The organism is Micromonospora sp. NPDC048843 (assembly GCF_040649965.1).
Lineage (GTDB): Bacteria > Actinomycetota > Actinomycetes > Mycobacteriales > Micromonosporaceae > Micromonospora > Micromonospora hortensis.
Genome location: NZ_JBEZGJ010000011.1, coordinates 57081 through 80992, shown reverse-complemented (window position 1 = coordinate 80992; position 23912 = coordinate 57081). Strand labels below are relative to the sequence as shown.

The window sequence follows — 23912 nt, the reverse complement described above, 5'->3', positions numbered from 1 at the left end:
CGCGCTGCTCGCGCCTGCTCGCGCCTGCTCGCGCCCCGCGCCTGGCCGCTTGTGCCTGCCTGCCGGCGCCGCCCGCGCCGCCCGATCTTGGTCCGGGGCGTGATCAATGGCGAGGTTAGTGAGGTAGATCCGCGCAACTTCCCGGATGTTGCCGTCTCCCGCGCGCCCGAGGCGCCAACTTCCGGGAAGTTGCTCGGATCTTGGCGCGCTCGGCGCTCGGCGCTCGGGGTGCCGGGCGCGGGGTGCGGCGCTCGGGGTGCCGGGCGCGGGGTGCGGCGCTCGGAGTGCGGGGTCCGGGGTCCGGGGTGCAGGGCGCGGGGTGCGGCGCCCGGGGTGCGGGGTGCGGCGCCCGGGGTGCAGGGTGCAGGGTGCGGAGGGGGTGTTCGAGGTCAGGCGGCGGCGGGCGTGGGCGTGGGGGATGCCGGGGTGGTCGTCGCGAGGCCGTCCTGCTCCGTGGTGAGCAACCGGCGCAGGGAGAGCGCGACCAGCGAGGCGACCAGGCAGCCGCCGACCACCGTCGCCACCCAGACCATGCCGTTGGCGGCGCCGATGAGCGGGCCGGCGGTCACTGGGCCGATCACACCGCTGATTCCGAAGATCATCGAGCTCATCGCGTTGTACCGGCCGCGCAGCTCGTCGGTGGCCAGCGCGTTGGTCAGTGCGGGCATCACCGGGGACAGCATCGTCTCGCCGAAGCCGAAGATCGCCGAGCAGAGCACCACGCACAGGGCGGCGAGCACGGCGTTCTCGGCACTGACCAGGCCGGCCGCGCCGAGGACCAGCCAGGCAGCGGCGAACACCGCTCCCACCACTGCCAACGCCCGGGTGCGGCTGCGCCCCTCGATCCGGCGAATGACCAGCAGTTGCGCCAGCACGATCATCACGGTGTTGGCCGCGAGTGCCCAGGCCACTACCCGGGGGTTCACCTCGGCCACCCGCACCGCGTACGCGGCGAAGCCCACCTCCACCTGCGCGTAGCCGCAGGTGGTGAGGATCAGCCCGAAGATCACCAGTCGCCGGAACGGGCGGTCGCGGAGCACAGTCAGGTAGCCGCCGGGCGACGGCTCGTCGACGCCTCGACGTTTGCCGAGTCGGTGGCCCACGCCGGGCAGGGTGAGCAGGATCAGCGCCGGCATCAGGTAGGTCACCGCGTCCAGCAGGTAGATCGCCTGGAAGGTGCCGGGTCGGGCGGTGTCGACGATCGCGCCGGAGGTCATGCCACCGATGCCGATGCCGAGGTTGAGCAGGGCGAAGTTCAACCCGAAGACGCGTTGCCGCTCATCGTCGTCGGTCAGCGACGCGAGGATGGTGTTCTGCCCGGACCAGATCGCCGAGCTGCCGATGGCGATGACCGTCATCACCAGCAGGGCCGAGCCGGTCGAGTGGACCAGCGCCAACGACCCGGTGCCGATCGCCTCGATCAGCAGGCAGGGCACCACCACCCGGCGGGCGCCGATCCGGTCGATCAGCGTCCCGCCCAGCGGCGAGAGGGCCAGGGTGACCACGCCGTACCAGCCGATGACGAGCCCGGCGCGGGTGTCGGTGAGCCCGCGTACGTCGGTCAGGTAGATGAAGAGGAACGGCAGGGTCAGACCCCGCCCGATCGCCGACAGCAGTGTGCCGAGGAGGATCCGGCGAGCTTCCGAACGGCGGGGCAGGGCACGACGCAGCATGCCGGCATTCTGTTCGGTGGGTCTGACGCCGCGCGAACCGTTTTGGCCACGCCTCGCGGTAATCGGGGCCGACGGGTGACCAATCCCATGATGATCCACTCGCCGTGGTCGCGGTCGGTCGGTGTCCTCCGGGTCTGCGATGCTGGCGCGATGACCGGCACCTGGCGACATCTGCCCGCTACCGCCCGCGCCATCGCGTTGACCGCAACGACGGCCGTCGCCGCCGCCCAGGCACGCGACGGTCAGGCGTACGACGAGGCGGTCGGCGGTCTCGCCGCGGACGAGCGTTCCGGCCTGGTGCTCGGCGCGGTGGTCCGGTTGCTGCTGGAGGAGAGCCATCCGGACGGGTTGACCGGCGACGACATCCGCCAGGTGTTGACCCGCTGCGTGCAGGAGTCGACGCGGTGGCGAACGGATGTCGACCCGCACGTGGTGCTCGTCCTGCTGGCCGGAGCGCTGGGCGTATACGACCCCGAGGGCGACGAGTCAGCGCCGGACGCGTCGGCCCTGGCTCGACACGCTCCGCTGCTGGTGGCCGACCTGTTGGCGGCGACCGGCGCGCCGTTGGACGGCTACCTGGCGGCCGCGTTCGCCGAGATCGAGCGCACCGAACGACAGGACTGACGAACGGGGGCGGCCACATCGATGTGTGGCCGCCCCCGCATCCGGGTGGGTCAGGAGGCGGAGGCCGCCACCTCGAAGGAGTACCAGTTGGGGTAGTCGCTGATCGTGCCGTCGCCGCGTACGGCGTAGACGGTCAGGTCCACGTACCCGATGGCGGTCGGCGTCCAGGTGATCGTGGCCCGGCCGTTCGCGTCGGCCGGCACCTCGGTCGGCTCGGCACCGTTGAAGCTGTACTGGTAGGCAGTGGTGTCCGTCCAGCCCGGCGGTGGGGAGAAGGTGAAGGTGCCCTCGATCCCCACTCCGCCGACAGCCGAACCGTCCGGCGAGGAGTAGACGTCGGACTTCACCCCGGGGCCGGGGTAGAAGGACGTGGACCAGTTGCCCTCCGGGGAGACGAACCCGTTGTCACTGCGGCTGCGCACCTTGAGGTGGTGTCCGTTCGGGTTCGTGGCGACGAAGCTGAAGAAGGCCGTGCCGTCCTCCTGGGCGTCCCACGTCTCCGGCGTTCCCCCGTCCAGGGTGATCTGGTAGTCGCGGACGCCTGCGACACCTGGGGCCGGGACGAACTTCAGCAGCACTTCCTGCCCCCACTCGGGCGTACCGTTCTCCACCCTCACCTCGGGCTCGACCCGCGGCACCAGAGTGCTGTACTCGACGGTCTCGGAGACGTTGCCCGCGAGGTCGATCGTGCGGACGCTCAACCGCTGCGACCCGGAGCCGATCAGATCGATCGTCACGGTCGCCGTACCGCCGGGGGTGTTCGCCCGCACCGATCCTGACTGGGCCAACGGGTGGGTGCACTCCAACTGGCCGTACTCGCCAGTGGCCGAGCAGCCGTGGCCGCCCAGGCTGCGCCACGAGTATTCGAAACCGGCAACGTCCTTGTCGCCGTTCCCGGAGAAGGTGAAGACCGGCGACACGCCGGTCGGCACCGCATCGCCCGTGCTGTCCTGCGGGTAGTTGGCCGAGGTGATGGTGGGCTCGCCGGGAGCGCTGCGGTCGTGGGTGAAGAAGCACTTCTTCGACCAGGGCGAGTAGTCCGCACCGTCGGTCACCCGGGCCTGCCAGACGTAGGTCTTGCCGTCGGCGAGTGTGCCCTCGGGCAGGTTGACCCGGTTGGCTCGGCCGGTGAGGCCGTGCTCACCGGTGAACACCTGGCGAGCGTCCGGGTTGGCCTTCGGCCAGATGGCGACCTCGGTCTTGACAGCGCGCTCGTCGTACTCGTCGGCGTCGCTGCCGACCGCCTCCAGGATGCCGGCGAACCCGCCGATGCGCGGATACGGCGTCAGTTGGGTGCAGGGCAGACCACCGTTGTACAGGTGGGCGTTGTCGATCTGCGGCACCGAGTTGAACTCGACGTTCAGGTCGACGCTGCGGTACGGGTGCAGCCGCCGGCTGTAGGACGCGTCGCTCTCGTACTGCTCCGGCACCCGGATTTCGAAGGTGATGTGACGCTGCCGGTGTGCCACCGCATCCTGCACCGCCGCGCCCACGTCGAACGTGATGGTGGCTCCGGGGCAGAACTGCACCGGAGTGAGGACCTCGCCGAGCTTGGCGAGCGGTTCGGGTGCCCGGTTCCAGGTCGGCGTCGTGGTGACCGGCTTCGTACGCCAGATCTCGACGGCACGCTTGCTGCAGTCGGCGACGGTGCGTTCCTCGACGAACACCTTGCCGCCGTAGATCTTCTTGCCTTCGTAGGCGGCGAGGTCGAAGGTGGCGTACACCCGCGAGGTGTGGCTCTTGCCCTTGTCGTCCTGCCAGGTCAGGCGGGAACGGTGACCCGCCGCGCCACGACCTCCAGGTATTCCGCTGGAATCCGCACCGTGCCGTCGCTGGCCCGGTTGTGTGTACGGGCCAGCTCCACCAGGTCGGAGTGCAGCTCAGGTCGGCGCTCCTCGGGCAGTGTCTCGAACGCCTTCAACGTCGGCCCGTAGTTGGCCCGGAAGAAGTCGGCGAACTCTTCAGGGGTGCCGAAGCGGAAGACGAACTCCCGGAGTACCGCCCGCAGTTCACCCACGGCCACGCCGAGCAGTTCGCGGACCCGACCCTCGTCGCCCCACTCGACCGGCGGGCGCAGCCCCGCCGGTGGCGGCACATGCCGCCCCACAGTGCGGAACAGGTCGCCGATGAAGCCCTGCGGCGTCCACGACGCCAGCGCCACGGTGCCGCCGGGCCGGCAGACCCGGACCAGCTCGGCCGCCGCCCGCTCCTGGTCCGGCGCGAACATCACCCCGACGACGGAGAGGACCGCGTCGAAGGACCCGTCGGCGTACGCCAGGCGCTCCGCGTCGCCGGTCACGAACGCGACCGGAAGCCGTTCCGCGGCGGCGCGGGCCTGGCCGCGTTCCAACAGTTCGGGTACGTAGTCGACGCCGGTCACGACGCAGCCGCAGCGGGCGGCGGCGATGGCGGCGTTGCCGGACCCGGTCGCCACGTCGAGCACGCGGGCGCCGGCCGACAGGTCGGCGGCGGTCACCAGAAGCTCGGAGATCGGGTGGATGAGCGCGGCGACCGCGCCGTAGTCACCGCTGGCCCACGTAACCTGCTGGCGTGCCTTCACGGCGGTGAGATCGGGTGCGATGGTCATCGGTGGTCCCCCTCGGACGGTGTGGTGTGCCACTGACGCTAGGGGCGGCAGGCCCTCGGGGGATCGGTAGAAACACCTATATTCGCAGCTGAAGGCCGGCCAACGGGGTGTCATACGTGCCGGCGGTCGTCCCGGACGCGATCACTCCTGGTTCCAGGTGTTGGTAGCCGGTGTCCCCTGGGCGCCCTGCTTGGACACCTGGCCGCTGGCAATCGTCCCGCCGGCCGCGTCGAGCGCCTCCACGACGAGGCCCGCGCTGGGGCGGGGCACCTGCATGCCCGTCCCGGAGCCAGTGACGGCGCTCCGCGCCACCTCCTGCCCGTCGCGCAGGACACGCACGGTGGTGGCGGCGGCCGGCGTCACCACGAGCAGGGTCTGCTGACCCTCGCCACCGCCGTCGTCATCGTCGATGGACACGGCCAGCACGCCGGCGGGATCGGTCGGGTCGGTCGTCGCGGTGAAGGAGGTGCCGGTGCTGAGCACGCCGTCGGACCGTGGCTGATCAGGGGCGATCGACACCTCGCCGACCCAGTCGCCGCCCACAGTGGGAGCGGCCAGGACCGTCACCTGGCCGTCCTCCACCGACGGCTCTCCAGCGGCCGGCGACGTGTCGGCCTGGCCGGTAGACAGGCCAGCAATGTGGCCGCCCCACACCACGCTCGGAAGGGCGGTCAGGCGGTAACCTCCCGACTGGGCCCACTGGTACATCAACTCCCGGGCACTTTGCTGCTGGACACTGCCTCTCACGCGGGACATCGCCGTCGCGAACTGAGCGTCGGTGATCGGCTTGGAGGCCAACGAACCCGGCCCGGGCATTATCTGACGGGTCACCGCGCCGCAGTCGACCCGCCACCACTCGGGCCGGTGGGTCTTCGCGGTACGGACCAGATAGGACCCGGTCGGCTCCGGGGCCCACCGGAAGGTGTTTCCGTCGGGCAGCGGTGAGCTGAGGAAGACACATCCGGCCGGGGCGAGGGCCACGTGTGCCGCCTCCGCGTCGTCCACGGCCAGGCTCTCGTAGGGTTCCAGAGCGTCGCTGACCGACCTGGTGGCGGCGGTGCTGGCCAGTTCCTGGGCGCTGGCACCCTTGTCGGCGACCAGCCACACCGCGGCGCTGGGCCAGCCGGTGACCGGATCGGGCTGGTTGCGGACGAAGGCGGCGAGCGCGACCCGGTGGTCGTCCACGTCGTCGGCGAAGAGGATCCTGACCCCGCTCACCGGCACCGTCAGGCGGGAGAACTCTCCCCGGCGTTGGGCGGCCAACAACTCTTCGGAGAGCTGAGCCACGAAGCTGCTGTCCCCGGCGACGGCACCGCGCGGCGGCGACTGGAGGAGTCGGTCCGACCACATCAGCACTGGTGCGTTGGACTCGGTCGGGTCGGCCGGTAGCGGCTGGGTGGTCCGGCCCGGGCTGACGATGGCGAAAGCGGTGCTTCCCACGGAGACCACGAGGGCCAGAACCAGCCCGCCGAGGCGTCGCTGCCGGCTCCGTCGGTATCGCGCCCTCGCTCGGCCGTACGGGTCCGGCTGCGGGGTCAGCGTCCTGCTCAGCTCGGCCAGGGCCTGGCTCAGCTCATCGTCGACAGTCATGGCGTTACCCCCGTCATCTTCGTCGTCCCGGTCGGTGCTGGATCAGCTGACGCTGATGTCGGAGTCGGGCACTGTGCCGACGGGGGTGCGTCCGGTGCCAGCGCCAGGCGCAGGCGAGCCAGGCCCCGTGATGCGCGACTCTTTACCGACCCGACGGAGCAGCCGAGAGCGGCAGCAACCTCCGCCTCCGGCAGATCGACCACGTACCGAAGCACGATCACCGCACGGGTACGAGGTGTCAGCGTCCGCATCGCCTCGTAGAGAGCGCGGCGTTCGGTAACCGTCTCGGTCATGTCCCGGGTGGGCCGCTCGGGGAAGAACGCCGTCACCACCTCGTGCATCCGGTGACGGCGCCAGACGCTGATGTGCTGATTGATCATGACGCGCCGCAGGTAGGCCATCGGGTCGTTGACCCGCCGCCACCGACGCATCACCTTCACCAGCGCGGCCTGCACCAGGTCCTCAGCATCCTGGGTCGAGCCGGTGAGGTGGTACGCCACGCGCAGGAGATCCATGTAGCGCGTCTCGACGAACTCTCGAAAATGCTCGTCGTCAGCTGCCATAAGCCCCCGCCTCGATTGGTTACCTCTCACGACTCCGTCGAGGGTCGAAAGGTTGAAGGCCGGCGGCAGACGGCGAAACTGGCCGAGGGTCATCGAGGGTCGTCAGGGATGCGGTCGCAGTTGGGGACCTGGAGCCGCTGCGGACCGTAGATATGCCGGAGGGCACATCCATGAATCGGATGTGCCCTCTTGCCTCTGGTCGGGGTGGCCGGATTCGAACCGACGACCTCTTCGTCCCGAACGAAGCGCGCTACCAAGCTGCGCCACACCCCGAGGCGTGCCGACAAATAGTAGCCCACCCGCCCCGATGGTCAAACTCGGTACCCCCGCCGCCCCGACCCCGCTCGCGGTGGTCAAGATCCGCACAACGTCCGGGATGTTGCCGCCTCACGACGCGCCGAGGCAGCAACATCCCTGATGGTGCGCGAATCTTGAATCGGGCGGGGCGGGGCGGCGCAGCGGAGGCAGCGCAGCGGAGGCAGCGCAGCGGGACGGTCAGCGGGGGATGAGGGTCAGGATGCTGGCTTCCGGGGGGCATGCGAAGCGGATCGGGGCGGTCGGGTGGGTGCCGAGGCCTGCGGAGACGTGCAGCCAGGAGTCCGAGCCCGGCCACCGGTGCAGACCGCGCGCCATCGAGCGGGGCAGGCCGCAGTTGGTCACCAGCGCCCCGAAGCCCGGTACGCAGACCTGACCACCGTGGGTGTGCCCGGCCAGCAGCAGCCCGAAGCCGTCCGCCGCCATCTGGTCGAGCACCCGTGGCTCGGGTGAGTGCGTCAGCGCGATGGAGAGGTCCGCCGAGGATGACACCGCGCCGGCCACGGAGGGGTAGTCGTCCCGGTCGATGTGCGGGTCGTCGACGCCGACCAGGTCGAGCTGTCGACCGCCAGCCTTCAGCGTGGTCCGGGCGTTGTTGAGGTCCGCCCAGCCGGCACCGGTGAAGACCTGACGCAACTCCTCGTAGGGCAGCTCGACGCCCTCGGTGTACTCCCGGTCGGGCAGGAAGTAGGTGAAGGGGTTCTTCAGCACCGGGCCGGTGTAGTCGTTGGAGCCGAACACGAACGCGCCCGGGTAGTCCAGCAGTGGTTGCAGGGCCCGCAGCACCCCGGGCACCGCGCCAGGGTGTGCCATGTTGTCGCCGGTCACCACCACCAGGTCGGGATCGAGGGCGGCCAGCGATGCCACCCAGCGCTGCTTGCGGGCCTGGTCGGGCATCATGTGCAGGTCCGACAGGTGCAGCACGCGCAGCGGCTCCGCGTCGGCTGGGAGCACCGGCACGTCGTACCGCCGCAGGGTGAACATGTTGCGCTCGACGAGCGACGCGTACGCGAGGGTGGCCGCGCCGATCGTGGCGGTTCCGGCGGCGAGCCGGAATAGTGTGCGCTTTCGCATGGCGTTCAGGGTAGTTTGACCGTCCATGAGCACGCTGAAGGACCGCCTCACTGCCGACATGCGTACCGCGCTCAAGGCGCGCGACGAGCTGACCACCTCCACGCTGCGGATGGCCCTGGCTGCCGTCGGCACCGCCGAGGTCGCCGGCAAGGCCAAGCGCGAGCTCACCGATGACGAGGTGCTCGCGGTGCTGACCAAGGAAGCCAAGAAGCGTCGGGAGGCGGCGACCGCCTTCGCCGACGCCGGGCGCGCCGAGCAGGCGGCGAAGGAGAGCGCCGAGGGTGAGGTGTTGGACCGCTACCTGCCCAAGCAGCTCTCGGACGCCGAGCTGACCGAGCTGGTGTCGGGGGCGCTCGCCGCCGGCGGCTTCACCGGCAAGGCCCAGATGGGCCCGGCGATGAAGGCGGCCCAGGCCGCGGTGGCGGGCCAGGCCGAGGGTGGCCGGGTGGCTGCCGAGGTACGCCGACAGCTCGGTCTCTGACCCGGCGGGCTCAGCGGGGCGGCACGACGGATGTCGCAGCCGCCCACCGGCCCGGACAGACGAAACGGGCGGGCACCCGAGAAGGGTGCCCGCCCGTCGTGTCCTACTCGTCGGCTCAGCCGCCGGGGCGACCACCGGGTCGGCCCCCGGGCTGGCCGCCCGGAGTTCCGTTGGTGTTACCCGGCGTGCCGCCGCCGCTGCTGACCTCGATGGTGACCACGCCACCCTTGATCGTGCGTCCGTCCGGGCTGGTGCCGGCCGCGTCGCCCGCCTTGCAGGAGGACGGCACCTTCGTGCTGGAGACGACCGGCTCGAAGCCGGCGCCCTTGAGCCGGGACTTCGCCTGTTCCACCGAAACGCACTTCACATCGGGGATGCTGCGCTGGTCACCAAGGGAGATCTTCTGACCCGGCGCCTCAAAGTCGAACTTCGGCTTGCCCTTCATGGCGTCCCGCAGCGTCTCCCAGACCGGCGGGTTGATGCCGTCCTGCTCCTTGTGCTTCATCTTCACGTTGGTCTGCGGCCAGTCCGGGTCGGCCATGATGCCGGCGACGGAGTACTGCTTGGTCATCGCGACCAGTGCGGCGGTCTTCTCCGAGTCGGTGGTGCCGGACTTGCCGGCCACCGGGTAACCGACGTCGCCACGGACGTTTCCGGCGGTCGCCCCCGTGCACCGGGAGGACGACGACTTGTCACCGACCGGGCACCGGGCCGCGTCCACAGCGGCGCGGGCCACCTCGGTGCTGAAACGCTTCTCGCAGCGCGGGTTGGCGATGTCCAGCTTGTTGCCCTCCGGGTCGCGGATCTCCTGCACCGGGATCGGTTCGCAGTACTTGCCGTCCGCCGCCAGGGTGGCGTAGGCGTTGGCCAGATCCAGCGGGGTGGTCTGCGAGACGCCGAGAGTGAAGGCACCCCACTGGTGCGCGCCCTTCTCCAGGTCCAGGTCTTCCTGGGACCGGAAGTTGATGCCCAGCCGCTTGGCGGCCTTGACCACGTTCTCAGCGCCGACCTGCTGTTGGAGCGGCACGAAGTAGGTGTTCACCGAGCGGCCGAACGCGCTCCACATGTTGTGTACGCCGGCCATGCTCTCGGTCGAGTTGGTGGGGCAGTAGAGGTTGGTCCCCGGGCAGGCGGCTGGGCCGGGCTGGATGATGTATTCCGACCGGAACTGCTTGGGCGCGTTGATGGTGTGGCCGAGCGGGATGCCCTTTTCCAGCGCCGCGACGATGGTGAACATCTTGAACGTCGACCCGGCCTGGTAGCCGGTGATGCCGTCACCGCCGGTGAGCAGCGGGTTCACCGTCGCCGGGTAGTTGCCCCGAATCTTCTTCTTGCTCTTCGCGGGATCGCTGGAGATCTTGTTCTTCGGGTTCTTCGGGTCGTCGAGCTTGAACTGCCTGTTGACCGCGAGCGCCCGCACCCGGCCGGTGCCCGGCTCGACCACGGCGACCATCGCCGCTTCCTTGCTGTTCACACTCTTGGCCTTACGGACCGCCTTGTCCGCGGCGCGCTGCGCCTGGATGTCGATCGAGGTCACGACGTTGTAGCCGCCGCTCTTCAGCCGGCGCTCCCGGTCGTACCTGGTCGAGCCGAACGTCTCCTGATCCATCCACCAGCGGTAGAAGTAGTCGCAGAAGAAGCCCCACTCGTTGACGTTGGCGGCGACGCAGCCGTTCGGGGTGCGCTTGTCCTTCACGACCAGCTTGGTCGCCTTGGCGGCGTCCGCCTCCTGCTGGGTGATGGCCTTGATGTCGACCATGTTCTGGATGACGTAGTTGCGCCGATCCAGCGCGAGCGGGTAGCCGAGTTCGGTGGTCGGGTCGTTCGTCGTCGGCGCCTTGACCATGCCGGCCAGCAACGCCGCTTCCTCGATCTTCAGCTTGCTCGGCGGCTTACCGAAGTAGACCTGGCTGGCGGCGTAGATGCCGTACGCGCCGTTGCCGAACGAGGCGAGGTTGAGGTAGCGGGTGAGGATCTCGTCCTTGGAGAACTCCTTGTCGACCTGGAGGGCCAGCCGCATCTCGCGGAGCTTGCGGGCGCTGGTGTCCTCGGTCGCCGCGACGACGTCCGCCGGGTGGGTGGCCGAGTAGGCGATGGCCAGCCGGACGTACTGCATGGTCAGCGTCGAGGCGCCCTGCCGGCCGGAGCCTTCGCTCTGGTTGTTGACGAACGCGCGGGCGACACCGTTGATGTCGACGCCGTTGTGCTTGTAGAAGTCATGGTCCTCGGCCGCGATGATGGCCTTCTGCATGGGCAGCGAGATGTCGGGGAGCTTCACGTCCCGTCGGTTCTCGTCGTACATCGTCGCGAGCGGTGTCTTGCCGTCCGATGCCAGCAGGTAGCTGATCTGTGGCGCGCGGGCCACCGTCAGCTCCGTGGGCAGGGCGCCGAATGTCTCGGCGCCGGCCTTCGCGGCCAGGCCGGACATCGCTACCGCGGGGAAGGCCGCCGCAGCGACCACCACGCCGGCCAGCAGGCCGCACACGAGTAGCGATGCGGCATTGGTCAGCACATTGTGGTCACGTTTCCGCATCCAGGTCACCTCGGCATGGTACGCGAGTAGGGAACGAGGGGCGCCTGGGCGTTGTTGGCCCATTTCCTGCGCGCGCTGCCCTCGTTGTGCTAAACGCACGACCCCCGGTGCTTGGTTGCGTGTGACCCGGCGTGAGTCTCCTCCGATTCGGTGAGGCGGCGCAGCGTTATCGCCGAGCTCGGCGGGGTAACCGGCGGTCGAAGGCCCGGGAAGCCGGGAGTGTCCGGAATGATGGATTTCGTCGACAACGTTGCGTAATCAGTCGACTACAGAGCATGATGGGGGCGGCGACAGCGCCACATGTCGTCCGTGCCGCCTTGGGGAAGGCGAGCGGGCGATCGGGGGGAATTGCCGGCTGGCGTGCATCGACGAGGTCGGTAGGTACTGCAAGGGGGGACGTGTACACATGGGCATGATCACTGACTGGCCGTCGCTGGCGGCGTGTCAGAACGGGGACCCGGACGCGTTGTTCGTACAGGGCGCCGAACAGAACGTGGCGAAGCGGATCTGCCGGAGCTGCCCAGTTCGGTACGAGTGCCTGGCCGACGCGTTGGACAACCGGATCGAGTTCGGTGTGTGGGGCGGCATGACCGAACGCGAACGGCGGGCGCTGCTGCGTCGACACCCGCAGGTGACGAGCTGGCGCAAGATGTTCGAAGCCGCGATGAAGAAGAACAGCAAGGACAAGGCTGGAAAGGACAAGATCCTCGTCAGTGCGACCAACTGACGACGGTCACGGCCGGCTGATCGCCGCGCCGATCGTCCGTAGCCCGTCGACGTCGTGCACGTCGGCGGGCTGCGCCGTCACCGACACCGCCGGCACCGCCGGGAACGCCTTGGTGAACCGCGCGGCTACCTGCTGCTCGCGTACCGCCTGGCGAGCCAACGCCGCGTGCGCCCGCAGCACGTCGGCGGTGGCCTCATGCCCACCCAGCTCGGTCAGCCGCTCGGCGGCGACCCGGCTCTGCTCGGCGTCCAGCTCCGGAACCGCCGGGCGGTGCACCCGGTTGAGCACCAGGCCGGCCAGCGGCATCCGCTCGTCCCGCAGCCGGCCCGCGAAGTAGGCGGCCTCCCGGACCGCGTCCGGCTCCGGCGTCGCGACCAGCAGAAAGGCCGTCTCCCGTGCCTGCAGGATGCGGTACGTCTGCTCGGCGCGCTGCCGGAAACCACCGAACATCGAATCGAGTGCCGCCACGAAGCCGGACAGATCGGTGAGCAGTTGCGCGCCGAGCACCTTCTGCACCACCTTCGAGAACATCCCGAACGAGGCCGTGACCAGGCTGAACATGCTCCGACCGCCGCTGCGCGCCGGGGCCAGCAGCAGTCGCAGCATCCGGCCGTCGAGGAAGCGGGAGAGCCGCGCCGGCGCATCCAGGAAATCCAGTGCCGAGCGGGACGGTGGAGTGTCCACCACGATCAGGTCCCACTCGCCCCGGGCGTGCAACTGGCCCAGCTTCTCCATCGCCATGTATTCCTGCGTGCCGGCGAAGGTCGAGCTCATCGCCTGGTAGAACGGGTTCGCGAAGATCTCCGCGGCCTTCGTCGGGTCGGTGTGTTGCAACACCACGTCGTCGAAGGTGCGCTTCATGTCCAGCATCATGGCGTGCAGCTCGCCGCCGCTGGCCTCGACGTCGATCCCCTTGACCTGGCGCGGCGTGTTGTCCAGCTCGGTCAGGCCCAGCGACTGGGCCAGCCGGCGGGCCGGGTCGATGGTGAGCACCACGGTGCGCCGGCCGTGGTGCTCGGCTGCCCGCAGCGCCAGCGCCGCGGCCGTGGTCGTCTTTCCCACTCCGCCGGCACCGCAGCACACGACGATCCGCACGCCCGGGTCGGCGAGGATCTGGTCGACGTCCAGCTGCGGCGCCGCGTCTTCGGAAGGCACCAATCGAGCGTATCGGGCCGGTGGGTCCGCGCGCCCGTGCTGCGCTCAGGTGTGAGTCATTCGGCGCGGAGGAGCGCCTCGGCCAGCGTCGCGAGCCCCGCCCGATCAACCCCGTCGGGCAGCAACGGCAGCTCGATCATCGGCAGCCCCAACTCCACCAGGTCGGCGCGGAGCGAATCCTCCAGTTCGCGCCGGATGAGCTGGTCACGCGCCTCATCGTGCAACCCGGCCACGATGTCCCGATCGGCAGGCAGCCCGGCGGCGACCAGCCCGCGCCTCAGCTCCGCGGCGGTGACCGCCGCTCCGGCGGGCAGCGGCGGTCGGACCCCGTTGACGAGCACCTTCCCCACACCGAAGCCGAGGGCGGTCAGGTCGGCGATCGCGTCGACCGTCTCCTGGATCGGCATCTCCTCCAGCAGCGTGACCACGTGCACAGCTGTCATCGGGGACCGCAGCAACGCCGCGACCCCCTCGCTCTGGGTCTTGATCGGGCCCACCTTGGCCAGTCGGGCGGTCTCTGCCGTCACGTTGAGGAACCGGCCGATCCGCCCGGTCGGCGGGGCGTCCAGAACCACCGCGTCGTACGCGCGCCGCTGCCCGGTGGTGCGGGTGGTGGCCTCCTTCACCTTGCCGGTGAGGAGGACGTCCCGCAGGCCGGGCGCGATGGTGGTGGCGAAGTCGATGGCGCCGAGCTTGCGCAGCGCCCGGCCTGCCGCGCCCAGTTTGTAGAACATGTCCAGGTACTCGAGCAGCGCCTCCTCGGCGTCCACAGCGAGCGCGCGCACCTCACCGCCACCCGGCGCGTCGGCGAGGTGCCGCTCCTCGTAGGGCAGCGACTCGATGCCGAACAGCTGGGCGATGCCCTGCCGCCCCTCGACCTCGACCAGCAGGGTGCGCCGGCCGCCGGCGGCGAGCGCGAGGGCCAGCGCCGCCGCCACGCTGGTCTTACCGGTGCCGCCCTTGCCGGTCACCACGTGGAGACGGGCGGGCCATCCGGTACCGGCCGGGTCGATCGGACGCTCAGCTGCACACACCCGTCGAGCCTATCCAGGCTGGGCGGTCAGGCGACCTCGCAGACCCACCAACCCGTCTTCTGCACCACAGTGAAGCGCAGCTCCTGGTCGGCCACCTTCTCGTCCGCGGTGGTCATCGTGAGCCGGGTGGAGACGGTGGCCCGTTCCCCGGTCTGGTTGTCCACCTTCGGGGTGGTCCACCGGAAGCGCGGGTTCTGGTAGGTGGAGGCGTACTTCTCCACCTCGGCAACCTTCGCGGCGATCTTGTCGTCGTCGCGGGAGGCGGCGCAGACGCGATCGGCCGCCTTTGCCGCGTCACGATCCTTGTAGACCGCGGTGAGGAACTCGTCGACGGCGACCGCCGGCTCCTTGGCGCCCTCGCCGGTCTCGGCATTGCGCAGGGTCAGGAAGGCCACAGCGCCACCCCCCACGCAGAGCACCATGATCACGACCAGGGCGATCGCCGCGATCAGCAGACCGCGCTTCTTCTTCGGCCCGGCCGTGCCCTGGTAGGGCGGATAGGCCGGCGGGGCCGGCGGAATGGACGAGGAGTTCGGGGCACCCGGCTGCGTCGGTGCGGCGGCCGAGGTGGGGCCGCCAGGCGCTTCCGGCTGCCCGGCACCGCTGGGCTGCCCGGGGAAGGTCGGCTGGCTGGGGCCGCCGGGCTGCCCGGGGAAGGCTGTTGAGGTGGGGGCGGCGGGAAGTGCCGGCTGGGCGGGGGAGGCGGGGAGAGCGAGCTGCCCGGGCTGCGGAGCGGGGGTCGGCTGGCTGGGGATCGTCGGCGCGGGCTGACCGGTGGGATCCGGGTGGGCCGGCGGGTGAGCGGGTGTGCCGGCCTGGTCGCCGCTGGGCGGGTGGGTCATGTCGTTCCCCCAGGGGTGCGGCGCCCGCCGCCACCCCTGGCGCCGAGCGTGATCGAGCGGGCGGCCGGGCGCAGCGCGACCGTCCGACCGGAAGGGTAGCGGTCGATGACCGGATCGGTGTCGCCCCTGCCTGCCGAGCGGCCCCAGCGATCCGGTGAGCGGTACCCGCGTCGGTTTCGGTGTCGTGCCCCCGACCTGCGGTGTGTCGCATATGTGACTGTTGGTGACCTCTTGTGCGCGTCCTGTTGGCGGGACCGCAGCCACAGACCTACCTTCGTCCCGGTGCGGGGGCCGGAACGGACGAACGGGTCCGGGCCGGAAGCATGGTCCGAGAGGTACGACCGGAGGCAGTGCATGCGCGACGCGGACAACATCCCTCGCACCCAGTTCCCGACGAACGACCGGCCCCGCCGGCTCGGGTCCGTGGTCGAGGCCGGCGGGCAGGTCACCAACCAGTCGATCAACGAACGGTCGTACCGCCGGATGCCGGAGCAGGCGGAGACGGCCCGGGTGCCGAGCCAGCCCGCCGAGCGGACCCGTGAGGACGACGAGCCGGGCTTCGTCATCCACCTGCCGATCCGGGTGCCGAATCTGGCGGCGGCGACCGTGCTGGCCGGCCGGGTCGCGGTGTCCCTGGGCTTCCTGCCCGAGTTGGACGCCGGTGAGACCACAGTCTCCAACGCCGACGATCAGAACAACCGGCACCGTGTCTTCTGCGACCTGCTGCTGCCCGACCGGTCCCGCTGCCCCCAGGGGTACGAGCACGAGGGGCGCTGCGGGGAGCTGCCGGCCGCGCCGGAGCAGCGTCCCGTACCTCGTCCGGCCAGCGGACCGTAGGCTGTCCCTCGAACAATTCCGCACCGAGAGGGAGCCCTTCAGCGATGCAGAAGTGGGAATACTCCACGGTCCCGCTGCTGGTCCACGCGACCAAGCAGATCCTCGACAACTGGGGCGAGGACGGGTGGGAGCTCGTCGCCGTGGTCCCCGGCCCGAATCCGGACCAGCTGGTCGCCTACCTGAAGCGGCCCAAGGCGTGAGCAACGGTCCGCACGCGAAGCTCGCCGAGCTGGGTCTCGACCTGCCCGAGGTCGTGCCGCCGGTGGCCACTTACGTCCCGGCCGTGCAGTCCGGCCAGCATGTGTACGTTTCCGGCCAGTTGCCGATGGCCGAGGGCAAGTTGCTGGCGACCGGCAAGGTCGGCGCCGGGATCTCCGCCGAGCAGGCGAAGGATCTGGCCCAGCGGTGCGCGCTCAACGCGCTGGCCGCTGTCGACTCGCTGGTCGGCCTGGAGAACGTGGTGAAGGTGGTCAAGGTGACCGGGTTCGTGGCCTCCGCGCCCGGCTTCACCGGTCAGCCCGCCGTGATCAACGGTGCCTCGGATCTCTTCGGCACCGTCTTCGGGGAGGCCGGCCGGCACGCGCGCAGTGCCGTGGGTGTGGCCGAGCTGCCGCTGGACGCCCCGGTGGAGATCGAGCTGATCGTCGAGGTCGCCTGACGCGTCCCCATCGCCCCGCGATCTTGCACTTCCGGCTCGGACGAAAGCCCTGAACCGGGATGAATCAGGGGTCGCATGTGCAAGATCGTGGGGTGTGGCGGGCGGGGTCGTACGATCGCAGCCATGAGCGGGCACGTGACGGGGGCGGTGGCGGCGCTTGCCGACGAGTTGCCCCGCTGGGTTTCACTGCTGCGTGCGCCGAACCCGGGGCCGATGACCCTCGACGGCACCAACACCTGGGTGCTGCGCGCCCCGGCGGCCGAGTCAGGCATCGTGGTCGACCCGGGGCCGGCGGACGAGGGGCACCTGACCCGAATCGCCGAGCACGGCCCGGTCGGGCTGATCCTGATCACCCATGGCCACCCCGACCACACCGAGGGCGCGGCCCGGCTGAGTGAGCTGCTCGGCGGCGTGCACGTGCTCGCCGCCAACCCGGCGCACACCATCGGCGGCGAGCCGCTGACCGAGCCGGGCGAGCACTTCGGCGGCTTCGGTCTGCACATCAGTCTGTTGCAGACGCCAGGGCACACCGCCGACTCGGTCTGTTTCCTCGTCGAGCACGGCGACGAGCGGGTGGTGCTCACCGGTGACACCATCCTCGGCCGGGGCACCACGGTGGTCGCCCATCCCGACGGGCACCTCGGTGACTACCTGAGCAGCCTGGAGCTGCTGTCCACGTACCGGGGGATCCCGGCGCTGCCTGGACACGGCCCCGCGCTGGCCGACTGCGCCGCCGCCGCCGACTTCTACCTCGCCCACCGCCGGGCCCGGCTCGACCAGGTCCGGGCGGCGGTCGCCGCCGGCGCACACACCCCCGCCGACGTGGTCGCGACGGTCTACGCGGACGTGGACCGCTCACTCTGGTGGGCGGCCGAATGGTCGGTTCGGGCCCAGCTGGAGTATCTGGGCGTCGACACCGGGGAATCCGCGCCCGGGGTCAGTGGGTTGGAGCACATGTGACCTGCCCCGTGTGTGGAACCGTTGCCGTTCCCGGCGCGCGGTTCTGCCACAACTGTGGCGCCGCGCTGCCGGCCGCCGCCACGTTGCCGGCGGCCGAGCGCCGGGTGGTGACCGTGCTCTTCGGTGACCTCTCCGAGTTCACCTCCTGGTCGGAGGATCTCGACCCGGAACGCGTCGGCGCGGTCACCGACCGGGTGCTCGCTGCCCTCGCCGGTGCGGTGAAGACGTTCGGCGGGCACGTCGACAAGCTGACCGGGGACGGCATCATGGCGGTCTTCGGCGCCCCAGTGGCGCACGAGGACGACGCCGAACGCGCCGTCCGGGCCGCCCTGTCCATGCAACGGGCCGTCCGCCGGGTGCTCGACGACGAGCGGGGCGGCGGCGCGCCGCTCGGGCTGCGGGTCGGCCTGAACACCGGCGACGTCATCGCGGGCATCCAGGCCGCTATTGAATACACGGTCATCGGCGACACTGTGAACACAGCGGCCCGGCTCGCCGACGCCGCCGCCGTCGGGGCCGTCTACGCCGGTGGTCGTACCGCCGCGGCCACCAGGCACGTCTCCTCCTGGCGGGCGCTGCGCCCACTGCGGCTCAAGGGCAAGCGTGAGCCGGTCGAGGCGTACGAGCTGCTGGGTCTGCTGGACGCGCCGGGCACCCGCTCGGGGCTCGGCGACGAGGCACCGTACGTCGGCCGGGAGACGGAGATCGGTCGGGTCGCCGGCCGACTCGCCGAGGTGATCGACCAGGGCGACCCACGGGTGCTGCTCATGACCGCCGAGGCGGGCATCGGCAAGTCCCGGTTCGCCGCCGAGGTGGAGCGCCTCGCCGCCGGGTACGACGTCGGTGCTGGCCGGTACGCGGCGCACACCGGGGCCCGGGTCCTCTCGGTGCGCTGTGCCGCGTTCGGGGAGCGGCGACGGCTCGCGCCCCTGGCCGATCTGGTGCGGGCCGCCGTCGGTCTGCCCAGCGACGCGTCCACAGCGCTGACCCGCCCGGCGGTCGAGGAGCGGCTGCGCCGGCTCGGGCAGCGGCTCGCCCGCTCTGGTGCGGAGACACCGCCGATCGCCACGGAGCAACTGCTGGCCCTGCTCGGCTACGCCGAACTCCCGGCGCACGGTGGCAGCGACAGCGGCGAGTGGGGCGGATCGGGCACTCCGGCCGCGGACGCCGAGGTGGTGCCGAACGCCGTCGCCGACCTGCTCAGCGGGCTCGCCTCGGAGGCGCCGCTGGTGATCGTGGTGGACGACCTGCACGATGCCACCGCCGAGACGATCGGTGCCCTCGGGTTGACCCTGTCCAAGCTCACCGGCCCGGTGCTGGTGCTGCTGCTCGGCCGCCCCGAGCTGGTGCGTACCGCTGGCGCGCTGACCAGGGTCGCGGACGCCGAGGTGCACTCGCTGCCGCCGCTGCGCGGTGCCGACGCGGCCCGGCTGCTCACCAGTTACCTCGGCGGCGGCAAGCTGCCGCAGGCCGACACCGACCGTTTGCTCGCCACCGCGCAGGGCAATCCGTTCTACCTGGCCGAGCTGGTCACCCTGCTTATCGAACGGGGGGCGCTCACCACCGAATCAGTGCGCGGTGCCGCCTCGACACGGGGTGCCGCAGTGGATCGGGCCGGCTCCGGCGAGCGGGAGCAGAGCGGGTCGACCGGCTGGCGGCTGGTGCCCGGCTCGCTGGGCAGTCGGCTGCTCTCCCGGGACCTCGCCGCTGTGCTCGCGGCCCGGATCGACGCGTTGCCGCCGGACGCCCGGTCGGTGCTGCGCGACGCCGCGGTCACCGGTGACACGGTGCCGACCGGCGCGCTGGAGGCGATGCGGGAGCAGCGCGGCGGTCGCGACGGTCGGCCGTCGGCGGTGGTCGCCGTCGAACTCGACCGGGCGGTCGAGGAGTTGCTGCAACGCCGCATGCTGCACCGCTCGCGCGCTGGCTACTCGTTCGCCACACCGCTCATGCGGGAGGCCGCGTACGCCGGGGTGAGCAAGGCCGAGTTGGCCGAGCGACACGCGGCGTTGGCCCGCTGGGCGGCGCCGGTGGACGAGACCACGGTCAGCACTGTGGGCGGGTTCACCGACGAGGCCCGGGACGACTTCGTGGCGACGCACGTCGAGCGGGCCGCCACGCTCGCCGACGCGGTGAAGCTGCGCCCGGACGCGCCGGCCCGGGCTGTGGTTCCGCTCGGCGTGGCCGCGCTCGGCCGGGCCGCCCGCCGGTCGCTCTCCGGCGGTGAGCCGGCAATGGCCGTCGAGTACGCCGAGCGCGCCACCGAACTGGCCCGCGACGGGGTGCCGGCAGCCGACCGGGTGGTGCACGCGCGGGCGTTGCTCCAGGTAGGCCGGGTCTCCGACGCGTTGGCGTACGCCGAGAAGATCGCCGCGAACGCGGGGGACGAGGTCACCCGGGTCAGCGCCCTGCTGTTGGCGGGGCAGGCCCAGGAGACCCTCGGTGATCAGGGCCGGGCGGTGACCGCCTGGCAGGAGGCGTTGCAGGTGGCCACCGAGGGGCGGCTGCCCACGCAGCGTGCCACGGCGATGCGCCGGCTCGGCATGGCCGACTTCGTGGCGGGCCGGCTGAGTCAGGCGAGCAGCCGGTTGGCGGCCGCGTACCAGGTCAGCCTCGGTGCGCAGGACCGACGCGGGCAGGCGTGGTCACTACAGAACCTGGCCTGGGTGACCACCACCCGGGGTGACTTCGCCGGAACCGACGCGGTGCTCGGCCGGGCCGCCAGGCTCTTCGCCGAGCTGAAGGACCCGTACGGTCGGGCCTGGCTGCGCGGCACCACTGCGTTCGCCCGGCTGCTCGCCGGTCGACTGCGCGAGGCGTGTCGGATGGCGCAGGTGTTCCTGCCGTTCGGCGAGCGGGTCGGTGAGGCGTGGGCGGTGGGCACGTTGCGCGCGGTGGCGGCGTTCGCCACGGCCGAGCTGGGTGACCTGGTCGAGGCTGACCGGGAGGCCCGGCGGGCGTACCGGGAGTTCGCCGCCGTGTCCGACGACTGGGGGCGCGGTTTCGCCCTGGTGGTCCGGGCGGTGGTGGCGCGCGGGTTGGGCGAGCCGGAGCACGCGGCGGACCTGCTCACCGACGCCCTGGCGTACGCGGAGCGCACCTCGCATCCGCTGCTCACCGGGATGGCCGGCACACTGCGCGGTTTCGTCGCGTTGGACATGGGCGACTGCGAGACTGCCGAGCGGGTGGCCCGCGCGGTGCTGACCGCCGTGGAGCCGCACAATCCGCAGGCCCCGGCGCAGGTGGCGCCCCGGGTGTTGCTGGCGACGGCCCGTCTCGCCGCCGGCGACTCGGCGACCGCTGTCGGGCTGCTCGCCCCGGTGGCCACGGCCGCCGCGAACGCACCGTCGCTGCTCTTCTCCCGTCGTCAGACGATGGCTCAGTACGCTGCGGCGCTGCTCGCTCATGGTCAGCGGGAGCAGGCGTTGGACTGGGCCCGCCGGGCGGTCACCGCACCGGCCGAGGACGTGCGCAGCCAGGTGATCGCGGCGAGTGTGCTGGCCGAGGCGCTGGCCGCCTGCGGTCGTCCGGCGGAGGCGCTGTCCTGCGCGCAGGAGGCGGTCCGCCTGGCGTACGCCACCGAGCAGCGCAGCGAACGAGCCGCAGCCGACGCCCTCCACACCCGCCTGACCGCCCCTGTCTGACCCCCTCACCCTCCGCTGTTGATCAAGAGGTTCGCGTCAGGATCCGGGCCGCCGGTGACCGAAAGCTCTTGATCAACGCGGCCCGGGGGGTGGGGTGCAGGTTTTGCCGGTTCTGGGGATGTGGTGGTCGGGGGGAGCGGCTAGCGTGTCACCACCGCGTACGGGTCCACAGTGGTGACCGTCGCCGTGCCTGGGGAGGCCCTTCATGAAGCTGCCGCGATCCATCGCGGGCTGGACCATCGCGGTCTTCGGCGTGTTGGCGCTGGTGATGGGCGCGGTTGGGCTGCTCTGGCCGGAGGCGCAGCTGCGCATGCTCGGGTTCGAGGTGCCCGCGACGCGGGCCGTCGGTGATCACACCGGGACGTTCCTGCTGGCGTCCTCGATGGCGGCCTTCAACATGGGCGTCTACTACCTGCTCGCCACGGTGACCGAGTGGCGGGCGTTCTACCGGTTCACTGTGGTCTTCCGGCTTGTCACGTTCACCGTGTTCACCATCGCGGTGCTGGCCGACATCGCTCCCGACCGGTTCTTCGGGGTGGCGGCGTGGGAAGGGCTGGGCGCCGTGGCCACCGCCGTCGGTCTGCGTCTGGACGCCCGGCGGGGCATCCCGCCCGGCGGGGTCGGATCGTCCGAGGGTTCCGGGTCGACTGCGGTCGCCGAGGAGGGTACCGGTCCCGCCGGTGCGGCTCCGGCGGACGCGGTGCGCTGAGCCATCGGTCGGGTTGGGTATTTTCGAGCGGTGACCGACACCCCGACCGGCGGCCTGCCAGTGCCGATCGTGCCCGGCCTGACTGATTTGCGGGTCTTTGCCCGGGGCGGGTACGCGACCGTCTACCAGGCCACCCAGATCTCGGTGGGTCGCGAGGTCGCCGTCAAAGTGGAAAATCGGACGCTGGACAGCGAGCGCGATCAGGCCCGCTTCCTGCGCGAGGCGCGGGCGGCCGGCCGGATGTCGTCCCACCCGCACGTGGTGGACCTCTTCGACGTGGGGGTCACTGTCGATCAGCACCCCTACCTGATCATGGAGCTCTGCGATGGCTCGTACGCCGAGCGGATGCGCACCTCGCCGCTCGGCCCGGTGGAGGCCCGCGACCTCGGCATCAAGATCGCGGACGCGCTGGCCCACTCGCACGCCGCCGGGGTGCTGCACCGGGACGTGAAGCCGGCAAACATCCTCCACTCGCACTTCAACTCGGCGGTGCTCGCCGACTTCGGGCTCGCCGTCCTCGCCGAGCACCGGGACGCCTCGGTCACCCTGGAGGTGCTCACCCCGGCGTACGCGCCGCCGGAGATGTTCAGCCACAGCCCGCCGTCGCCGGCCGTCGACGTGTACGCGCTCTGCGCCACCCTCTACGCGGTGATGCACGGCCGGCCGCCCCGCTGGCAGTCCGAGCGCAACCCGAGCCTGGTCACAGTGCTGGAGATGTTCAACCAGCCGCTCCCCGCCCTGCCCGGGGTGCCGGACGAGCTGATCGACGTGCTGCGCGTCGGCATGGCCAACGACCCGGCTGAGCGCCCCTCCGCCCTGGAGTTGCACGACCTGCTCAGCAACCTGCCGCTCGGCTCACCGGCGGCACCTGTCAGCGGCGCTCCGGTCAGCGGTGCCGCGACACTCTCCGGCCCGTACGCGGCCAGCCAGCCGGTGCCCCGATCGCCCATCGAGGACACTCAGCGAGCCGACCCCGCCGGTCGACGGTGGCGGCGTTGGCTCTTCGGCGGCGCCGGTGTGCTCGCGCTCGCCGCCTCCGCGACCGCCGGGGCCTGGGTCGCCGACCGGGCGCCACCAACCACCCCGTACCCGTCGGCCACCCAGATCGCCGCACCGGCGACCGGGCCGTTGCCCGGCTGCGCGACCGGCACCGGTGCGCCCACAGCCCTGCCCGAGGGTGCCCGGTGCCTGCCCGAGCTGGAGTGCTTCGGCCCGATGCGGATTCGCGGCAGCCGCGCCGAGGCGGCTCGGCTGTCCTGCGCCGGCCGACACACCTGGGAGACGTACGCCGAGGGCATCCTGCCGGTGTCGCTTGTCGGCGCCGACTATGAGGAGGTGGCCGCCGCCGAGCCGGTGCGACAGGTGTGCAGCACCACGACGTTCCGGGTGACCACCGGGATCGCCGAGCCGACCGGCTGGCACCTGGAGGTGCTACCGCCGATCGATGGGAGCATCGACAGGACCTACCGGTGTCTGGCGGGGCGCGGTGTGGACGCGCTCTCCGCACCCACGCTCACCGGCCGCTGAGCCCGTTCGACCCGCGTCGGCGGTCACGCACCGCACGCAACGCGTCCCTGGGGTCCAAGGCGTCGAGGGTGTCCGCGTCGATCCCGTACGGCATCAGCTCGGGCGGCCCGACGACTGCCGACCGGTCCGCCGGCTCCGGATCGTCGACCTGACGGGCGGCGGAGACCGCGACCCCGGCGACCATTGTCATCAGCACGCAGAGCAGCGCGAGAACCACGCCGAGGAGGTCCTGTCGGCGCCACACGACCAGCATGACCAGCGGCGCAAGGGCTCCCAGCGCCGCGAGCACCGCCACCGTGCGCGCATCGGGTCTGGACAATCGGCTCACCCGTCCAGCATGTCGTGACTACGCCGGCTGTCAACCGCAGAGCCGACCGCC

Annotated in this window: 20 protein-coding genes, 1 tRNA gene and 1 pseudogene; 10 read left to right on the top strand and 12 right to left on the bottom strand. The window is 71.2% G+C overall.

The features are described 5' to 3' along the window. Window positions 1–389: 389 nt before the first annotated feature. Window positions 390–1673, bottom strand: coding sequence for an MFS transporter (locus tag AB0C20_RS04965; protein WP_357183198.1), 1284 nt, complete (start codon window positions 1671–1673; stop codon window positions 390–392). Between the two features lie 150 nt (window positions 1674–1823). Here AB0C20_RS04965 and AB0C20_RS04960 point away from each other — a divergent pair, with 150 nt between their 5' ends. Further along, window positions 1824–2297, top strand: a complete 474-nt coding sequence (locus AB0C20_RS04960) for a hypothetical protein (RefSeq protein WP_357183201.1) — start codon at window positions 1824–1826, stop codon at window positions 2295–2297. A gap of 50 nt (window positions 2298–2347) precedes the next feature. Here AB0C20_RS04960 and AB0C20_RS04955 read toward each other — a convergent pair whose 3' ends face one another. The 6 genes from AB0C20_RS04955 to AB0C20_RS04930 all read right to left on the bottom strand — a co-directional run bounded on the left by AB0C20_RS04955 (window position 2348) and on the right by AB0C20_RS04930 (window position 8426). Beyond that, window positions 2348–4021, bottom strand: coding sequence for a hypothetical protein (locus tag AB0C20_RS04955; protein ID WP_357567377.1), 1674 nt, complete (start codon window positions 4019–4021; stop codon window positions 2348–2350). A gap of 38 nt (window positions 4022–4059) precedes the next feature. Beyond that, complete coding sequence (locus AB0C20_RS04950; RefSeq protein ID WP_357183207.1) at window positions 4060–4884, bottom strand: class I SAM-dependent methyltransferase; 825 nt, start codon at window positions 4882–4884, stop codon at window positions 4060–4062. Window positions 4885–5025: 141 nt separating this feature from the next. Continuing rightward, a complete protein-coding gene (locus AB0C20_RS04945) occupies window positions 5026–6474 on the bottom strand; it encodes a hypothetical protein (RefSeq protein ID WP_357183210.1) in 1449 nt (482 codons plus the stop codon). Further along, window positions 6471–7130 (bottom strand): SigE family RNA polymerase sigma factor, encoded by a 660-nt coding sequence (locus tag AB0C20_RS04940; protein WP_357183213.1) that lies wholly within the window; start codon window positions 7128–7130, stop codon window positions 6471–6473. The genes AB0C20_RS04945 and AB0C20_RS04940 overlap by 4 nt, the downstream gene beginning before the upstream one ends. A gap of 103 nt (window positions 7131–7233) precedes the next feature. Then, window positions 7234–7310: transfer RNA gene (locus tag AB0C20_RS04935), tRNA-Pro, on the bottom strand. Window positions 7311–7532: 222 nt separating this feature from the next. Further along, window positions 7533–8426, bottom strand: a complete 894-nt coding sequence (locus tag AB0C20_RS04930; RefSeq protein ID WP_350856968.1) for a metallophosphoesterase — start codon at window positions 8424–8426, stop codon at window positions 7533–7535. Window positions 8427–8451: 25 nt separating this feature from the next. Between AB0C20_RS04930 and AB0C20_RS04925 the strand changes: the two genes are divergently transcribed. Beyond that, the gene (locus AB0C20_RS04925; protein WP_357183280.1) at window positions 8452–8907 is read left to right on the top strand and encodes a GatB/YqeY domain-containing protein; all 456 of its coding nucleotides are present in this window, start codon (window positions 8452–8454) and stop codon (window positions 8905–8907) included. A gap of 115 nt (window positions 8908–9022) precedes the next feature. On the opposite strand, the gene AB0C20_RS04920 is transcribed toward AB0C20_RS04925, so the two are convergent. After that, complete coding sequence (locus AB0C20_RS04920) at window positions 9023–11440, bottom strand: transglycosylase domain-containing protein (RefSeq protein ID WP_357567376.1); 2418 nt, start codon at window positions 11438–11440, stop codon at window positions 9023–9025. Between the two features lie 406 nt (window positions 11441–11846). Here AB0C20_RS04920 and AB0C20_RS04915 point away from each other — a divergent pair, with 406 nt between their 5' ends. Then, a complete protein-coding gene (locus tag AB0C20_RS04915) occupies window positions 11847–12167 on the top strand; it encodes a WhiB family transcriptional regulator (protein WP_357183286.1) in 321 nt (106 codons plus the stop codon). A 6-nt stretch (window positions 12168–12173) separates the two neighbouring features. On the opposite strand, the gene AB0C20_RS04910 is transcribed toward AB0C20_RS04915, so the two are convergent. The 3 genes and pseudogenes from AB0C20_RS04910 to AB0C20_RS04900 form a co-directional block, all read right to left on the bottom strand. Next, window positions 12174–13322: an ArsA-related P-loop ATPase gene (locus AB0C20_RS04910; protein WP_357183289.1), complete on the bottom strand. Its 1149-nt coding sequence runs from the start codon at window positions 13320–13322 to the stop codon at window positions 12174–12176. Window positions 13323–13378: 56 nt separating this feature from the next. Beyond that, window positions 13379–14356 (bottom strand): ArsA-related P-loop ATPase, encoded by a 978-nt coding sequence (locus AB0C20_RS04905; protein ID WP_357183292.1) that lies wholly within the window; start codon window positions 14354–14356, stop codon window positions 13379–13381. Window positions 14357–14382: 26 nt separating this feature from the next. Further along, window positions 14383–14871: pseudogene (locus AB0C20_RS04900) on the bottom strand (hypothetical protein); the annotation flags it as partial. A gap of 681 nt (window positions 14872–15552) precedes the next feature. On the opposite strand from AB0C20_RS04900, the gene AB0C20_RS04895 reads away from it, so the two are divergent. The 7 genes from AB0C20_RS04895 (at window position 15553) to AB0C20_RS04865 (ending at window position 23533) form a co-directional block, all read left to right on the top strand. Beyond that, complete coding sequence (locus AB0C20_RS04895; RefSeq protein WP_357183295.1) at window positions 15553–16035, top strand: hypothetical protein; 483 nt, start codon at window positions 15553–15555, stop codon at window positions 16033–16035. 44 nt (window positions 16036–16079) lie between these two features. Continuing rightward, complete coding sequence (locus AB0C20_RS04890; protein WP_007466198.1) at window positions 16080–16235, top strand: DUF4177 domain-containing protein; 156 nt, start codon at window positions 16080–16082, stop codon at window positions 16233–16235. Continuing rightward, the gene (locus tag AB0C20_RS04885) at window positions 16232–16693 is read left to right on the top strand and encodes a RidA family protein (protein ID WP_357183298.1); all 462 of its coding nucleotides are present in this window, start codon (window positions 16232–16234) and stop codon (window positions 16691–16693) included. Before AB0C20_RS04890 ends, AB0C20_RS04885 begins: the two co-directional genes overlap by 4 nt. 123 nt (window positions 16694–16816) lie before the next feature. Further along, on the top strand, window positions 16817–17653 hold the full coding sequence (locus AB0C20_RS04880) for an MBL fold metallo-hydrolase (protein WP_357183301.1): 837 nt from the start codon (window positions 16817–16819) through the stop codon (window positions 17651–17653). After that, window positions 17650–21297 (top strand): adenylate/guanylate cyclase domain-containing protein, encoded by a 3648-nt coding sequence (locus tag AB0C20_RS04875; protein WP_357183303.1) that lies wholly within the window; start codon window positions 17650–17652, stop codon window positions 21295–21297. Before AB0C20_RS04880 ends, AB0C20_RS04875 begins: the two co-directional genes overlap by 4 nt. A gap of 205 nt (window positions 21298–21502) precedes the next feature. Then, complete coding sequence (locus tag AB0C20_RS04870) at window positions 21503–22006, top strand: hypothetical protein (protein WP_357183306.1); 504 nt, start codon at window positions 21503–21505, stop codon at window positions 22004–22006. Window positions 22007–22036: 30 nt separating this feature from the next. Next, window positions 22037–23533: a serine/threonine-protein kinase gene (locus AB0C20_RS04865; RefSeq protein ID WP_357183309.1), complete on the top strand. Its 1497-nt coding sequence runs from the start codon at window positions 22037–22039 to the stop codon at window positions 23531–23533. On the opposite strand, the gene AB0C20_RS04860 is transcribed toward AB0C20_RS04865, so the two are convergent. Further along, window positions 23520–23861, bottom strand: coding sequence for a hypothetical protein (locus AB0C20_RS04860; RefSeq protein ID WP_210780781.1), 342 nt, complete (start codon window positions 23859–23861; stop codon window positions 23520–23522). The two genes, AB0C20_RS04865 and AB0C20_RS04860, sit on opposite strands and share 14 nt — an antisense overlap. Window positions 23862–23912: the final 51 nt, after the last annotated feature.

What these genes read in the sequence shown, in the direction of transcription:
- AB0C20_RS04965 (WP_357183198.1), bottom strand. Translation starts at nt 1,673, where the DNA reads ATGCTGCGTCGTGCCCTGCCCCGCCGTTCGGAAGCTCGCCGGATCCTC.
- AB0C20_RS04960 (WP_357183201.1), top strand. Translation starts at nt 1,824, where the DNA reads ATGACCGGCACCTGGCGACATCTGCCCGCTACCGCCCGCGCCATCGCG.
- AB0C20_RS04950 (WP_357183207.1), bottom strand. Translation starts at nt 4,884, where the DNA reads ATGACCATCGCACCCGATCTCACCGCCGTGAAGGCACGCCAGCAGGTT.
- AB0C20_RS04945 (WP_357183210.1), bottom strand. Translation starts at nt 6,474, where the DNA reads ATGACTGTCGACGATGAGCTGAGCCAGGCCCTGGCCGAGCTGAGCAGG.
- AB0C20_RS04940 (WP_357183213.1), bottom strand. Translation starts at nt 7,130, where the DNA reads ATGACCCTCGGCCAGTTTCGCCGTCTGCCGCCGGCCTTCAACCTTTCG.
- AB0C20_RS04930 (WP_350856968.1), bottom strand. Translation starts at nt 8,426, where the DNA reads ATGCGAAAGCGCACACTATTCCGGCTCGCCGCCGGAACCGCCACGATC.
- AB0C20_RS04925 (WP_357183280.1), top strand. Translation starts at nt 8,452, where the DNA reads ATGAGCACGCTGAAGGACCGCCTCACTGCCGACATGCGTACCGCGCTC.
- AB0C20_RS04920 (WP_357567376.1), bottom strand. Translation starts at nt 11,440, where the DNA reads ATGCGGAAACGTGACCACAATGTGCTGACCAATGCCGCATCGCTACTC.
- AB0C20_RS04915 (WP_357183286.1), top strand. Translation starts at nt 11,847, where the DNA reads ATGGGCATGATCACTGACTGGCCGTCGCTGGCGGCGTGTCAGAACGGG.
- AB0C20_RS04895 (WP_357183295.1), top strand. Translation starts at nt 15,553, where the DNA reads ATGCGCGACGCGGACAACATCCCTCGCACCCAGTTCCCGACGAACGAC.
- AB0C20_RS04890 (WP_007466198.1), top strand. Translation starts at nt 16,080, where the DNA reads ATGCAGAAGTGGGAATACTCCACGGTCCCGCTGCTGGTCCACGCGACC.
- AB0C20_RS04880 (WP_357183301.1), top strand. Translation starts at nt 16,817, where the DNA reads ATGAGCGGGCACGTGACGGGGGCGGTGGCGGCGCTTGCCGACGAGTTG.
- AB0C20_RS04870 (WP_357183306.1), top strand. Translation starts at nt 21,503, where the DNA reads ATGAAGCTGCCGCGATCCATCGCGGGCTGGACCATCGCGGTCTTCGGC.